The following is a 14,522-nucleotide window of genomic DNA, read 5'->3' as shown; positions in this document are numbered from 1 at the left end:
GGCCCGTCTCCCCGAGGGGGAGGCGGGCCTCGCCGTCGTCTGCGGGCGACGACGGCCCGCGGGCAGCCACCGGTAGCGATTGCGGGACCCCGGGGGCTGGGAAAGGATCGGCGCGTGAGCACGGCCCACCGTCCCTCGCTCCCCCGCGCCGCCGCGGACCGTGGCGCCCGCGCGCTCCGCGCCCTCGTCGCGACCCGCCTCGCCCTGACGGCGGTCGCGCTGCTGACCGGGCTCGCGCTGCTGGCCCCCGCCGGGACCGCGCACGCCGCCCCCCCGATGGACGTCGCCGGCGAGATCACGGACCCCGACGGCGTCCTGGGCGACCGGACCGACGAGGTCCAGGACGCGCTCGACCGCCTCGCGCAGGACACCGACCTCCAGCTCTTCGTCGTGTACGTGCCGAGCTTCGACGGCATGGACGGCGTCGACTGGGCGAACGCCACGGCCAACACGTCCGGGCTCGGGGTGGACGACCTGCTCCTCGCCGTCGCGACCGAGGACCGCCGCTACGGGCTCTCCTACGACACCAACGTGTCGCTCACCGACCAGGAGCTGGACCGGATCTCCGCCGCCGTGGAGGACGAGCTGCGGGACGACGACTGGCCAGGTGCCGCGATCGCCGCCGCCGAGGTCGCGCGCGGCGCGAGCCAGGGTTCCGGGGGCGTGTCCTGGTTCTGGGTCCTGCTCGGCCTCGGCGTGCTCGTCCTCGTGGTCGTGCTGGTCGTACGAGCGGTCGCCAGACGCCGCCGCACGCCCTCGGGCGGGGCTCCCGCGGAGGGTGGCCTCGCGGCCCTGCCCACCGACGAGCTCAACCGGCGCGCGAGCGCCGCGCTCGTCGCGATCGACGACGCCGTGAAGACCTCGGAGCAGGAGCTCGGCTTCGCCCAGGCCCAGTTCGGCCTCGAGGCGACGCAGCAGTTCTCCGCGGTGCTCGCCGAGGCCAAGCAGAAGGTCTCCGAGGCGTTCGCGCTGCGCCAGCAGCTCGACGACGACCGCCCCGAGACCGAGCCGCAGGCCCGGGACGCGATGGCCCGCATCGTCGCGCTGTGCGACGACGTCGCGCAGTCCCTCGACGCCCAGTCGCGCACCTTCGACGAGCTGCGCGACCTCCAGGCGCGCGCGCCGCAGGTGCTCGACGAGACCGACCAGCGCGCGAGCGAGGTGCTCGCCCGCGTCGAGCCCGCGCGCACGACCCTCGAAGGTCTCGCCCGCACGTACCCGCCGACGTCGCTCGCCTCCGTCGTGCAGAACCCCGACCAGGCGCAGGCACTCGTCGCGAACGCGCGCGAGTCCGTCGCGCGGGGCCGCGAGGCGCTCGCCGGCAAGGACCGGGCGGCGGCCGTCGCCCTCGCCCGGGCGGCGCAGAACGCCGTCGGGCAGGCGGTCACGCTGCTCGACGCCGTCGACCGGGCCGGCACGGACCTCGCCGAGTCGGGCCCGCGCCTCGACCGGGGCCTCGCCTCGATCACGTCCGACATCGCCGACGCCGGCCGGCTCGCCCCCGCGGACCCTTCCGTGGCCCCGGCCCTCGCGGAGGCGCAGGCCGCCGCGGCCGCGGCAGAAGCCGCACGCGACGGCGGAGACCCGCTCGCCGCACTCCGGCGCCTCACCGAGGCCGAGGCCGCGCTCGACGCCACGCTCGCCCCCTTCCGCGAGCGTGCCGAGCAGGCCGCGCGCGCGAACGCGCTCCTGCGCGACACGCTCGCGCGCGTCGACTCGCAGGTCCGCGCGACGAACGACTTCATCGAGACCCGGCGCGGCGCCGTCGGGCCCGAGGCACGCACCCGGCTCTCGGAGGCCATCCGCCTGCTCGGCGAGGCCCGCGCCCTCCAGCCGACCGACCCCGTCGCGGCGCTCGAGCGCGCGCAGCAGGCCGACGCCCAGGCCCAGTCCGCCGCGCAGCGCGCCCAGCAGGACGCGTCGAGCTGGCAGTCGTCGCAGGGCGGCGGGATGTTCGGCGGCGGGGGCGGTGGCGGGAGCAACGTCGGGGGCATGGTGCTCGGCGGCATCCTGCTCGACTCGATCCTGCGCGGCGGCGGAGGCGGCGGCCGGTCCGGCGGGTTCGGCGGCGGAAGCTTCGGCGGCGGGTCCGGGGGCGGCGGCTTCGGCGGCGGCCGGTCGGGCGGGCGCTCCGGCGGCCGGTCCTCGGGCGGCCGCTCGGGCCGCGGCGGACGCTTCTGACGAGACGGACGAACGACCAGCACACAGCACCGACCAGCACGAGACGGCTCACCAGAGAGGGACGACCATGGCGGAGAAGCAGAGCATCTTCGGACGGATCGCGCAGCTCGCCCGCGCGAACATCAACGCGCTCCTGGACAACGCGGAGGACCCGCAGAAGATGCTGGACCAGCTCGTGCGCGACTACACGAACAACATCGCCGACGCCGAGCAGGCCGTCGCGCAGACCATCGGCAACCTGCGCCTCGCCGAGCAGGACTACAACGAGGACGTCGCCGCCGTCCAGGAGTGGGGCCAGAAGGCCGTCGCCGCCTCCGCGCAGGCCGACCGCTATCGGCAGCAGGGCGACACGGCCAACGCCGACAAGTTCGACAACCTCGCCAAGGTCGCGCTCGGCAAGCAGATCTCCGCCGAGGGCGAGGTCCGCCAGGCCGAACCGCTCATCGCGTCCCAGCGCGAGTCGGTGGAGAAGCTCAAGTCCGGCCTCGCGATGATGAAGGACAAGCTCGGCGAGCTGAAGTCCCGGCGCGACTCCCTCGTCGCCCGCCAGAAGAGCGCTCAGGCGCAGCAGACCGTCCAGGGCGCCATCAGCTCGATCAACGTGCTCGACCCCACGAGCGAGATCTCCCGCTACGAGGAGATCGTGCGCCGCGAGGAGGCGCAGGCGATCGGCCAGGCCGAGGTCGCGGCGTCGAGCATCGACTCCCAGTTCGCCGAGCTCGAGACGTCCGGCGAGGCCGTCGAGATCGAGGCACGCCTCGCCGCCCTCAAGCAGGGCTCGTCGCCCGCACCGCAGGTGTCACCCACGCAGGTCACGCCCGCGATCGAGTCCGGCACCACCACCCAGGACGCCCCGACCTCCGACTGGTGACCGCGGCGAGGTAGAGCCCCGGTCCGCCGAGGTAGAGGCGGGCGGCGTCAGGCCGGGACGCTCCGCCCGACCGTCGTGCGGACCTCGGCGACGAACGCCTCGGCGAGGCGACGTCCGCCGTCGAGGATCTCGGCCGCGTGCTCGTCGAACCCGGCCAGGGCTACCGCCGTGTCGACGTCGTCGTACGCGTCGCACCACGCCTCGAAGCCCGCGCGCGTCGTCTCCGGGTGGAACTGCACGCCGAGCGCGGAGCCGAGGCGGAACGCCTGGTAGGGGTACATGTTGGACGACCCGAGCCAGACGGCGCCGGGCGGGAGGTCGACGATCGCGTCGGCGTGCATGCTCGTCACGTACCGCACCGGCGCGTCGCCCGCGGCGGGCCCCGTGAGCGCGGAGAGCACGGGGTCGGCGTCGGCGTCGGCGCGCCAGAAGACGCGGGTCGCGCCAACCTCGCGCCCCGGGGGCGCGCTCACCTGGACGTGGCCGCCCCCGGCGACGGCGAGGAGCTGGGCACCGAGGCAGATGCCGAGCGTCGGGACACCGGTCGTCGCCGCGGCGAGCAGAGTCTCGCGCAGCGCGGGCAGCCAGGGGGCACGCTCGTCGTCGTGCGCGGACATGTGTCCGCCGAGGACGACGAGGCCGTCGCCGAGCGCGTCCGCCGGGGGGATCGCGTCGCCGTCGAACGCGCGCACGACCCGCAGGTCGGCGGCGAGCAGGTCGGCGTAGGCGTCCAGCCGGACGTCCGCGGAATTCTGGACGACCGTGATCCGGACGGTTCCGGTTGCGGCCGTGGCGTCGGTGTCGTACGTGGTCACGAGGTCCGACGGTACCCACTCCGGGGTACCCCGACGCAAACACCCACGTCGTGGACATGGCAGGCGACCGTCGCGCGGATAGGCTGACCAGCATGTCCGACCTCCAGACCCCCGACGGCCGAACGCTGACGACGCCGCGCCGCACCTATCTCGTCGTCGACGGCGAGAACATCGACGCGACGCTCGGCATGAACGTCCTCGGGCACCGGCCCGCGCCGGAGGAGCGGCCACGGTGGGACCGCATCGTGGAGTTCGCCCGTCAGGCCTGGGGCCAGGACGTCACGCCGCTGTTCTTCCTCAACGCGTCGTCGGGCCAGATGCCGATGTCGTTCGTGCAGGCGCTGCTCGCGATGGGCTACCGGCCGATCCCGCTCGCCGGGTCGAGCAGCGAGAAGGTCGTGGACATCGGTATCCAGCGCATGCTGGACGCGATCGTCGACCAGCCGGGCGACGTGCTCCTCGCGAGCCACGACGGCGACTTCCTGCCGCAGGTCGAGACGCTGCTCGACGACCCCGACCGCCGCGTGGGCGTCCTCGCCTTCCGCGAGTTCGTCAACGTGCGGCTCACGGAGCTCACGGGGCGCGGGCTGCAGGTGTTCGACCTCGAGGACCACGCGGGGGCGTTCACGACCGTGCTGCCGCGCGTGCGCATCATCCCGCTCGAGGAGTTCGACCCGCTGCGCTACCTCTGACCGCCCCGCTGAGTGCTGGGTGTTCGTCGTCGCGGCTCTCCCGGGACGACGAGTACCCAGCGCTCACGGGAGGCCGTGGCCCTCAGGCGTGGAGCTCGCGGTACAGCGGCGTGGGGAACGACGCCGTCACGCCGTCGCCGCCCAGGAGCGCCGCGATGCGCTCGGCCTCCTCGGCGACGGCGCGCTCGGCGTCCGACCCCACGTCCTCGAGCAGCCGGAACGCGGGCTCCCCTCCGGGGCGCACGACCCACGCCCCGACGATCCGGCCCTCCCACCAGACCGTCGCGCCGGCGTTGCCGATCGTGTCGAAGACCGCGGCCTTGTGCGGGCCCAGGTACCAGTCGCGCGCGACCCAGCCCATCGTCGTCGGGTCGAGGGCGGGCAGGAGCGCGACGCTCCCCTCCAGCGGAGCCTCCTCGGGGCCGGGCAGGTCGGTGCCGCGCAGCATCACGCCGGCCTGCGGGGCCGGGTCGTCGGGCGTACCCGTCTCGACCTCGACGGCGACGACGTCGAGCTCCGCGAGCGCGGCGCGCGTGTCCCGCAGGTTCCAGCCGGTCCACCATGACAGGTCCTTGACCGTCGCGGGGCCGAACACCTCGAGCCAGGACCGGGCCAGCGCCGCGCGCGCGACCGCCTCGTCCATCGCGGGGACGCCGCCCGGGAACCAGTCCTCGACCGGCGACCAGACGTGCCGGTTGGACGACCACGACCCGCGCGGCTCGCCCCGCACGACCGCGCCCTCCGCCGAGAGCAGCGCTGTGAGCTGGGACGTCATGGTCCGGCGCACGTCCCACGTCTTGTCCGTGGTGGGCAGGAACGCGGTGCGCAGGAGCGGCGCGGCCCTCGACAGGCTCGCGCCGTCCATCGGCCCGTGCTCCGCGAGCGCGCCGTGGACCTGGGCCTCGACGGCGGCGAGGAAGGTCGCCGCGTCGTCGACGGGCGGGTCCGTGGGCAGCGTCGCGAGCTCCTTGAGCAGGCGGGCGCGCAGCCGTCGGGCCACCGCGAGCGCCGCGGCGGCGTGCACGACGGGCACGGTCTCGCGGCGCACTACGAACATCGTGCGCCGCATGGCGAGCACCTTGACCAGGGTGCGCCGTCGGAACACGGCGTCCCGGACGTCGTCGAGCACGAGGCCGGGGACGCGCGCGAGGACGGAGAGGTAGACGCTCGGTGCGTCGGTGGCGTGCAGCGCGAGCAGCCGGTCGACGACGTCCTCGGGAGTACGGGCCGCCGGCCGTCCGGGCAGGTCCGTCGCGAGCGCGAGCTGTTGCGCGACGAGCCGCCGTCGCCTCTGGTCCACCGTGATCCGCACGCCCGCCATCCTGCCCGACGCCGCCCACGCGCACCGCGCGGAACCCGCCTCCGGAGCGGGTCCCGATGGAGCCCGCTCCCAGGCGACTCCCAGACCGCGGGAGGACACTGGAGGCATGAGCACCACCCCTGAGGCACGCCTCGTCGTCGTCGACGACGAGCCGAACATCCGCGAGCTGCTGGCCACGTCCCTGCGCTTCGCCGGGTTCGAGGTCCACGCCGCCGCGGACGGGCAGAGCGCGCTGCGGCTCGTGCGCGACGTCGAGCCCGACCTCGTCGTGCTCGACGTCATGCTGCCGGACATGGACGGGTTCACCGTCACGCGCCGCCTGCGCGAGAAGGGGCAGCACACGCCCGTCGTCTTCCTCACCGCGAAGGACGACACGCGCGACAAGATCACCGGCCTCACCGTCGGCGGCGACGACTACGTGACGAAGCCGTTCAGCCTGGAGGAGGTCGTGGCGCGCATCCGTGCGGTGCTGCGCCGCACGCACGCCGAGCCCGTCGAGGACGCGGTGCTGCGGTTCGCCGACCTGGAGATGGACGAGGACTCGCACGAGGTCCGCCGCGCGGGCATCGACGTCGACCTGTCCCCCACGGAGTTCAAGCTCCTGCGCTACCTCATGCTCAACGCGGGCCGCGTGCTGTCGAAGGCGCAGATCCTCGACCACGTGTGGCAGTACGACTGGGGCGGCGACGCGAACATCGTCGAGTCCTACATCTCCTACCTGCGTCGCAAGATCGACAACCTCACCGTCCCGGGCCCCGACGGCGAGCCCGTCGCGCTCCCGCCGCTCATCCACACCAAGCGCGGCGTGGGCTACCTGCTGCGCCAGCCCCCCGGCGCGTCGACGACATGACGGCCGGCCCCGACCGCGCGGAGGCGGGCGCCCGCCCGGTCCCGCCGCCTCCCCCGCCCCCGGGGCGCCGCGCCGTCTCGGGCGACACCGCGACCGAGTCCGCGGCCGGCACCGCGACGTCAGGGCCGGGCGAGGCGGCCTCCGAGGCGTCGTCGTCCGCGGGGCCGGGCGAGGCGGGCCCGACGGCGGAGCGCCCCTACGGCCGGCCCGTCCCCACCGAGGGGTGGGGCTGGTTCGCGCGCGTGCCGCTGCGCGCCCGGCTCGTCGCGATCACGGTGCTCCTGCTGGCCGCGGGGCTCGGGCTCGCGTCGGCGGTCACGACGACGGTCGTGTCGAGCTACCTGGTCGGCCAGGTCGACTCGCAGCTCGAGCGTTCGGCCGAGGACGTCGCCAGCTCGACGATCCGGCAGGCGCCCGCGGCGGCGACCTCGCTCCCGAGCGACTACTACGTGCTCGTGCGCGACCTCGACGGCAACAGCAGCGCCCTGGGCTGGCCCCAGACGACCTCGCGCTACGGCACCCCCGACATCCCGGCGATGTCGAACCCCGAGGTCGCCGACGCGGTCGGGACGCAGTTCACCGTCGGCTCCGTGGGCGGCACCGATCCCGCCGAGTGGCGGGTCACGCCGTTCTTCTTCTACGACAGGTTCAGCGGCGAGCTCGGCGGCACCGCGTTCGTCGCCCTCCCGCTCACCGGCATCCACGAGACGGTCAAGGTGCTGGGCCGCGCGCTCGCGCTCTCGGCGCTGGGGATCGCGCTCGTCGGCGGTGCCGTGGCCTACCTCGCGGTGCACCGCGCGCTGCGCCCGCTGCGGGAGATCGAGGAGACGGCGGCGGACATCGCCGCGGGCGACCTGTCCCGGCGCGTGCGTCCGGCCCCGCCGACGACCGAGGTGGGTTCGCTGGCCGCGTCGCTCAACGCGATGCTCTCGCAGATCGAGGAGGCGTTCGCGGTCCAGGAGGCGTCGGAGGAACGGATGCGGCGGTTCGTGTCCGACGCGAGCCACGAGCTGCGCACGCCGCTCGCGACGATCCGCGGGTACGGCGAGCTGTACCGGATGGGAGCGCTCGACACCCCGGACAAGGTCGACGACACGATGGGGCGCATCGAGGACTCGGCGACCCGCATGGGGACGCTCGTGAACGACCTGCTCGCGCTCGCACGGCTGGACGAGGGCCGGCCCCTGCGGCACGAGCCCGTCGACCTCGTGTCGCTCGCGCGCGACTCCGCGCAGGACCTGCACGCGCTCGACCCGACCCGGGACGTCCGGCTCGTGGGCCTGGGGTCCGGCGCGAAGGCGCCCGGAGCCCTGCGCGTCGTGGGCGACGAGGACCGGCTGCGGCAGGTGCTGGCGAACCTCGTCGGGAACGTCGCGCGCCACACGCCCCCGGGGACGCCGGTCGAGATCGCGCTGGGCGCGGTCCGCCCCGCGACGCCGCCTGACGACGCGCCGGACGGCCCCCGCGACGCGGTCGCCGTGCTCGAGGTGCGCGACCACGGGCCGGGCGTCCCCGGCGAGCAGCGTGGCCGGGTGTTCGAGCGGTTCTACCGCGCGGACTCGTCGCGCAACCGCGCGTCGGGCGGCTCGGGCCTGGGTCTGGCGATCGTCGCCGCGATCGTGGGTGCGCACCAGGGTCGCGTGTCGGTCCGTGAGACGACGGGCGGCGGGCTCACCGTCCGCGTGGACCTCCCGCTCGCGTCCTGACCTGCTCGCTACCCGCCCCACCTGCGGGTCTGCTCCGGCCCGCCCCGGCGTGACGCGCGGTGGCCGTCACCACGGTCCCGAGGCACCGCCGACTGCGGCTACGATGGCGGGTCGTCCCGCGAGACCTAGGCTGGTGGTGAGGCCGCGCGGCGACGCGGGGGCCTTCGTGCCAGGCGCCACGCCTGGTGGCGACCACCCCGTCATCTCCTCGTGTCCGTCGAAGTGTCCGTCGAAGAAGGCGAAAGTTCATGGGCGTCAACAGCGCCGACGCACCGCAGTGGTTCCTCTCCTCGTTCGTCCGCAGCGCCCGCGGCGCCGGGGCGACCGCCCCGGACGACGAGGTCCGCGCCGTCGGGCAGGGGCTGCTCGACCGCTGGGACCTGCCGGACCGCCACTTCCACAACCTGCGCCACCTCGCCGACGTGCTCGGCCGGGTCGACGAGCTCTCCCAGGAGACGCACGACCCCGACCTGGTGCGCCTCGCCGCCTGGTACCACGGCGCGATCTTCGACGCGAAGGGCCGCGCGACGTACGCGAACAAGGGTGGCGAGGACGAGTCCGCGAGCGCCGCGCTCGCGACCACCGAGCTCACGAGCCTGGGGGTCCCCGAGCCGGCGGTCCGCCGCGTCGCGTACCTCGTGAACGCGCTCGTACGGCACGCGCCGGACGCCTCGGATTTCGACTGCGCGGTGCTGTGCGACGCCGACCTCGCGATGCTCGCCGCGGAGCCGCAGCGCTACAAGGAGTACCTCAAGGACGTGCGCGACGAGTACGCGCACATCCCGAAGCCCGACTACGTGCGGGCGCGCATCGCGATCCTCACGAAGCTGCTCGACCGCCGCTCGCTCTTCTCGAGCCCGCTCGGGGCGGCGTGGGAGGAGCCCGCGCGGCAGAACCTCGACGCGGAGCTGCAGCGGCTGCGCAAGGAGCAGCTCAAGCTGGCAGAGGCGTCGACGCCGTCCACAGGTCCCACCTCCTGATCCGTCGTCCACAGGGACGCCGTCGCTGCCCGCAGCGCCACGCGTCTCGTGGCTAGCGTCGTCGTCGCACCGGCGCCCGCCGTGTGCAGGGCGGTCCGCGGGCCGACGAGACGACGGAGGACGACATGAGCCGGTACGAGGTCGACAGCGCACGCGTGGCCCAGGCGAGCGCGGCGGTGAACGGGTCGGTCACGGCGATCCGGGCCGAGGTCGGGGCCATGATGCGCCACCTCACCGACCTGCAGGCGTCGTGGCGCGGCGGTGCGGCGACGTCCTTCACGGGCGTGATGACGCAGTGGCAGACCACGCAGCACCAGGTCGAGCTCGCGCTCGACGACATCACGGCGGCGCTCGGTGCGGCCGCCCAGACCTACGCGGACGCCGAGTCGCAGGCCTCACGGCTCTTCACGACGCGCTAGGCCACGGGAGGGCGACGCTCGGCGCGTCACTCCTCGAGATGCACGACGGCGAGCCGGTCACCCGCGCGCACGTGGTCGCCCGGGCGCACGCGGACGTCGACGACGATGCCGTCGGACGGCGCCAGGACGGGCAGCTCGAGCTTCATCGCCTCGAGCACGACCACGGGCGCGCCCTCCGTGACGGGCCGTCCCGGGGACGCCTCCACGCGCCACACGACACCACCCAGCGGGGCGCGCAGCACGACGCGCGCCGGGTCGTCGAGGTCGGCGGAGTCCTCGCCGATGTGGGTCGCGCCGCCGTGAGGTCCGCCGCGCGCGGTCGCGCGCGCGGCGGACCCGACGAGCTCGCCCGCCTCCGCCCAGGCTTCGGCCTCGCGCCCGAACGCGGCGCGGCGCGCCGCCGCCACCGCCGCAATCTCGTCCGCCTCCCGCGCGAGGAGCCCGGCGTGCTCCCGGCCGGAGAAGACGCCGTCCTCGACCGGGACCTCCAGGACACCGGCCCGGGCGGCCGCGCGGCGCTCGGCGAGCTCGTCCGGGTCGACCGGCTCCCACACGATCCGGTCGAAGTACCGGAACAGCCACGGGACGCCCGGGCGGAACGGCGGACGCTGCGCGTGCGCCGACCAGACCGGGACGGTCCGGCCCACGAGCTGGTAGCCCCCGGGGCTCGCCATGCCGTACACGCAGAGGAACGCCCCGCCGAGCCCGACGGCGTCCGACGGCGTCCAGGTGCGCGCCGGGGTGTACTTCGTGGTGAGCAGGCGGTGCCGCGGGTCCACCGGCACGGCGAGCGGCGCGCCCAGGTAGACGTCCCCGAGCCCGAGCACGAGGTACTCGGCGGCGAGGACGGTGCGCCGCACGTCCTCGACGCTCTCGAGCCCGTTGGCCCGCCGGACGAAGTCGACGTTGGACGGCAGCCACGGCGCGTCGGACCGGACCCCGGCGGCGTACCGCTCGACAGCGTCCCGGATCGCGGGGTCGTCCCAGCTCAACGGCAGGCGGAGCACGCGGCTCGGCACCTCGATCTCGTCGCTCGGCGGCAGGTCCTCCTCCAGCTCGCGCAGCAGCCCGACGAGCCGGGTCACGGGCAGGGTCTCGGGGTCGACGTGCAGGTGGAGCGTGCGGACGCCCGGGGTCACGTCGAGCACGCCCGGCGGGGCCGCGGCCCCGAGACTGCTCGCCAGGGCGTGCACGCGCAGCCGGTCCTGCAGGTCGATCCCCGCTCCGCCGTCGTACTGCACGAGCACCGCGTCGTCGCCGCCACGCAGGTAGCGGACCACGGGTCGCCGGTCGGCGCGCGACGTCGGCCCGCCCGCGGGGCGGACGTCGTCGTCGGTGAAGACCCTGGCGTCCCGACCCCGGACGGCGCGCACCGCCGTCGGCACCCGTGCTGCCGCCCGGGCGGCGTCGTCGCGGCGCAGCCGGTCGGCGCCGTCGTCGTCGTGGACGGTCACGAACCGTACGACGTCGCCCGGGCGCATCTGCCCGAGCTTCCACCGGGATCCGGCGACGACGGTGAGCGCGCACACGAAGCCGCCGAGGCTCGGCCCGTCCGGGCCGAGCAGGATCGGCGTGTCCCCGCTGATGTTCAGCGCACCCACCGAATACGGGTTGTCGAGCACGTTGGACGGGTGGAGCCCCGCGTCCCCGCCGTCGGGCCGCACCCAGGTCAGCGGCGGCCCGGCGAGCCGCACGCCCGTCCGGTCCGCGTGCGGCAGGACGCGCCACCACGACGTCCGCAGCCGTCCGAGCGCGGCGGTGGTGAGCGCCGCGGACTGCGGTCCCGTCGTCACGGCGAGCTCCCACGAGTGCCCCATCCGGGGGCGGGCGTCGGGCGGCACGGCGCTCACCGCACCGAGCCCGGGAGCGCTCGCCGCCGCCTCGCCCGGCCGGCCCGCGGTCCCGGGACCGGCGGTGCGAGGGTGCAGCGCGTCTCCCGCGGCGAGCGCGCGCCCGGCCGGGCCACCGAGGGCGCCGAGGACAAAGGTCGCCGCCGACCCGAGGTACTCCGGGGCGTCCAGGCCGCCCGCGACGAGCACGTACGTCCGCAGCCCGACGGCGTACGGCGCGCCGACGGCGAGCACGCCGCCCGCGGGGACGACGACGGGCACCCACTGCCGCACGGGCTCGCCGTCGACCGTCACGGGCGCGGGCGCCCCGGTGACGCACACCGTCGCCTCGTGCGAGAACTGCAGGGTCGGGCCGGTCAGGGTGCACTCGAGCCCCGCCGCGCCCTCGGGGTTTCCGAGCGCGCGGTTGCCGGTGCGGAACGACAGGTCGTCCATGGGGCCCGAGGGCGGGATGCCGACGCCCCAGTACCCGGTGCGGCCCGGCCAGTCCTGCACCGTCGTGAGGACGCCCGGATCGAGCACGTCGACCCAGGGCTCCGGGTCGTGCACGGTCGCGAGCGTGGCGGTGGTCGCCGATCCTTCGGCGACGGCGGGGTCGGCGAGCGCCGCGCGCAGCAGCGAGACGTTCGTGGGGAGGCCGTCCACGCGGACGTCCGCGAGCGCGGCGCGCAGTCCCTCGACCGCGCGCGCGTGCGACGCCGCGTGCACGACGACCTTCGCGAGCAGCGGGTCCGCCTCGGGACCGAGCTCGTCGCCCGCGCTCGCGCCGGTCTCGACGCGGACGTCGGTCCAGGACGCCGCGCGCTCGTCGAGCGGCCCCAGGTCGAATCGCGCGAGCGTGCCCGTGGCGGGTCGCCCGTGGCGCACGTCCTCGGCGTAGACGCGCGCCTGCGCCGCCGCCCCCCGGACGGCGGGTCCCGACGGCGGCACGTCGTCGAGCACGGTCGTGTCGCCGAGGGCGAGGCGCAGCATCCAGGCCACCAGGTCGACGCCGGTGACCTCCTCGGTCACGGTGTGCTCGACCTGGATCCGCGGGTTCACCTCGAGGAACGTGATCTCGCCGGAGCCGACGTCGAGCAGTGCCTCCAGCGTCGCGGCCGAGCGCAGCCCGACCCGCGCCGCGAGGCGACGGGCGCCGTCGTGCAGGGCCGCGCGCACGCCGGGATCGAGGCCGGGCGCGGGCGCGACCTCGACGACCTTCTGGTGGCGGCGCTGGAGCGAGCAGTCGCGGTCGCCGAGCGAGACGACCCGGCCCGCCCCGTCACCGAAGAGCTGCACCTCGAGGTGGCGTGCCCGGTCGACGTGGCGCTCGACGAACAACCGCCCGGACGACCCCGGGCGCGACGACTCCCGCCGCCACGCCGCGGCGAGCCCCGCCGCGTCGCGGCACACGTGCACGCCCGTCCCGCCTCCGCCACCGGCGTCCTTGAGCACGAGCGGGAAGCCGATCTCCTCCGCCCACCCGAGCGCGTCCTCGAGGCCGCCGAGCACCGGCGACCCCGGCAGCACCCGCAGGCCGCACTCCTGCGCGAGCGCGCGAGCGCGGGCCTTGTCGCCGAGGACGCGGAGCTGCTCCGGGGTCGGGCCCGCGAACGCGACGCCCGACGCCTCGACCGCCGCGGCGAAGCCCGCGTCCTCCGCACGGAAGCCGTAGCCCGGGTGCAGGACGTCCGCGCCCGAGGCAAGCGCCGCGTCGAGGAGCCGCCGCCCGTCGTCGTACGACTCGGCGACCGGCGCCGGGCCGATCCGCACCGCCTCGTCGGCGAGCCGGACGTGCCGCGCTCCACGGTCCGCGTCGGAGTGCACCGCAACCGTGCGCAGCCCGAGCGCCCGCGCGCTGCGCAGCACGCGGCAGGCGATCTCGCCGCGGTTCGCGACGAGCAGCGTGGCAGCCATCGCCCTCCCCGGGCCGGTGCGCGGACGAGGCCGCGCCTCGCCGTCGGACAGAACGGCCCCAGCCTAGAACCCGTCCGTGCCGCCTGGGCTTCGTCCGCACGACGTCAGGTCACCACGCCCGAACAGGCGAACCCGGCAGGCCGAGCGGGCGATCCCGGCGCGTCGGCCGAGCAGGAGGAGCCCAGACCATGTGTTCGGCGCAGGACCCCGTCAGCCGGCGAGGGCCATGCGGGAGAGCGCGCGTGCCGCGCGTTCCATGACGACGGCGAGCGACTCGCCGACGTGCAGGTGGAGCGCGGTGCGGGCCTCGGGGAGGCGGTCGGCGAGCGCGAGCTCGAGGATCTCGATGTGCTCGTCGATGGTGATGCGGATGCGCTCGGACTCGACGAAGTCGTACATGCGCACCGCGCGCACCTTCTCGTTGACCTCGACGAGCGCCTCGGTCAGGCGCTCGTTGCCCGCGGCGCGGGAGAGCACGGTGTGGAAGCGCTCGTCGAAGAGCACGAAGCTCGGGTCGGGCTCCGGCGGCGCGGCGCGGAGCTCGACCCACCGGCCGAGCTCGTCGCGCAGGGCGTCGGTGTCGTAGTGCAGCTCGGTGTTCTCGATGATGCGTTCGACGCCGCGCAGCTCGAGCGTCACACGCAGCTCGTACAGGTCGCGCAGCTCGGCGAGGCTGGGCACGACGACGGCGTACCCGAAGTCGGTCCGCTGGATGAGCCCGTCGGACAGGAGCCGGGACAGCGCCTCGCGCACGGGGGTGCGCGACACCTCGAACCGCCGGCTCAGCTTGGGCTCGGTGAGCCGCTCGCGCGGGTCCACCCGGCCGTTGAGGATCTCGGCGCGCAACCGCGTGTAGACGGCGTCACGCAGCGAGGTCGCGGCGGGTTCCGGCGCGGTCACGATGTCCATGCGGGGTCTCCTGGTCGTCCGGCCCGTGCGTC

At 75.3% G+C, this 14,522-nt stretch carries 11 protein-coding genes; 7 read left to right on the top strand and 4 right to left on the bottom strand.

Annotated elements, in window-relative coordinates:
- Nucleotides 1-114 precede the first annotated feature (114 nt).
- Nucleotides 115-2,181 (top strand): TPM domain-containing protein, encoded by a 2,067-nt coding sequence (locus NF338_RS15835; RefSeq protein ID WP_264031657.1) that lies wholly within the window; start codon nt 115-117, stop codon nt 2,179-2,181.
- Nucleotides 2,182-2,248: 67 nt separating this feature from the next.
- The gene (locus NF338_RS15830; RefSeq protein WP_087469805.1) at nt 2,249-3,052 is read left to right on the top strand and encodes a PspA/IM30 family protein; all 804 of its coding nucleotides are present in this window, start codon (nt 2,249-2,251) and stop codon (nt 3,050-3,052) included.
- Nucleotides 3,053-3,099: 47 nt separating this feature from the next.
- On the opposite strand, the gene NF338_RS15825 is transcribed toward NF338_RS15830, so the two are convergent.
- Nucleotides 3,100-3,867, bottom strand: a complete 768-nt coding sequence (locus NF338_RS15825) for a type 1 glutamine amidotransferase (RefSeq protein WP_264031656.1) — start codon at nt 3,865-3,867, stop codon at nt 3,100-3,102.
- A gap of 92 nt (nt 3,868-3,959) precedes the next feature.
- Here NF338_RS15825 and NF338_RS15820 point away from each other — a divergent pair, with 92 nt between their 5' ends.
- Nucleotides 3,960-4,559, top strand: a complete 600-nt coding sequence (locus tag NF338_RS15820) for an NYN domain-containing protein (protein ID WP_264031655.1) — start codon at nt 3,960-3,962, stop codon at nt 4,557-4,559.
- 82 nt (nt 4,560-4,641) lie between these two features.
- On the opposite strand, the gene NF338_RS15815 is transcribed toward NF338_RS15820, so the two are convergent.
- Nucleotides 4,642-5,871 carry a winged helix DNA-binding domain-containing protein gene (locus NF338_RS15815; RefSeq protein WP_264031654.1) on the bottom strand — a complete coding sequence of 410 codons (1,230 nt, stop codon included), beginning with the start codon at nt 5,869-5,871 and terminating at the stop codon, nt 4,642-4,644.
- A gap of 115 nt (nt 5,872-5,986) precedes the next feature.
- Here NF338_RS15815 and NF338_RS15810 point away from each other — a divergent pair, with 115 nt between their 5' ends.
- The 4 genes from NF338_RS15810 to NF338_RS15795 all read left to right on the top strand — a co-directional run bounded on the left by NF338_RS15810 (nt 5,987) and on the right by NF338_RS15795 (nt 9,835).
- Nucleotides 5,987-6,730, top strand: a complete 744-nt coding sequence (locus NF338_RS15810) for a response regulator transcription factor (protein ID WP_087469808.1) — start codon at nt 5,987-5,989, stop codon at nt 6,728-6,730.
- Nucleotides 6,727-8,436, top strand: coding sequence for a sensor histidine kinase (locus NF338_RS15805; protein ID WP_264031653.1), 1,710 nt, complete (start codon nt 6,727-6,729; stop codon nt 8,434-8,436). The genes NF338_RS15810 and NF338_RS15805 overlap by 4 nt, the downstream gene beginning before the upstream one ends.
- Before the next feature lie 248 nt (nt 8,437-8,684).
- Nucleotides 8,685-9,416, top strand: a complete 732-nt coding sequence (locus NF338_RS15800) for a hypothetical protein (protein WP_264031652.1) — start codon at nt 8,685-8,687, stop codon at nt 9,414-9,416.
- Nucleotides 9,417-9,541: 125 nt separating this feature from the next.
- Nucleotides 9,542-9,835 (top strand): WXG100 family type VII secretion target, encoded by a 294-nt coding sequence (locus tag NF338_RS15795; RefSeq protein WP_087472516.1) that lies wholly within the window; start codon nt 9,542-9,544, stop codon nt 9,833-9,835.
- 26 nt (nt 9,836-9,861) lie between these two features.
- On the opposite strand, the gene uca is transcribed toward NF338_RS15795, so the two are convergent.
- On the bottom strand, nt 9,862-13,581 hold the full coding sequence (gene uca, locus NF338_RS15790) for an urea carboxylase (protein WP_264031651.1): 3,720 nt from the start codon (nt 13,579-13,581) through the stop codon (nt 9,862-9,864).
- A gap of 210 nt (nt 13,582-13,791) precedes the next feature.
- Nucleotides 13,792-14,490 carry a GntR family transcriptional regulator gene (locus tag NF338_RS15785; protein ID WP_264031650.1) on the bottom strand — a complete coding sequence of 233 codons (699 nt, stop codon included), beginning with the start codon at nt 14,488-14,490 and terminating at the stop codon, nt 13,792-13,794.
- Nucleotides 14,491-14,522 lie beyond the last annotated feature (32 nt).

The organism is Cellulosimicrobium sp. SH8 (assembly GCF_025818875.1).
Classification (GTDB): domain Bacteria; phylum Actinomycetota; class Actinomycetes; order Actinomycetales; family Cellulomonadaceae; genus Cellulosimicrobium; species Cellulosimicrobium cellulans_D.
This window is presented reverse-complemented; position numbering and strand designations above follow the sequence as displayed.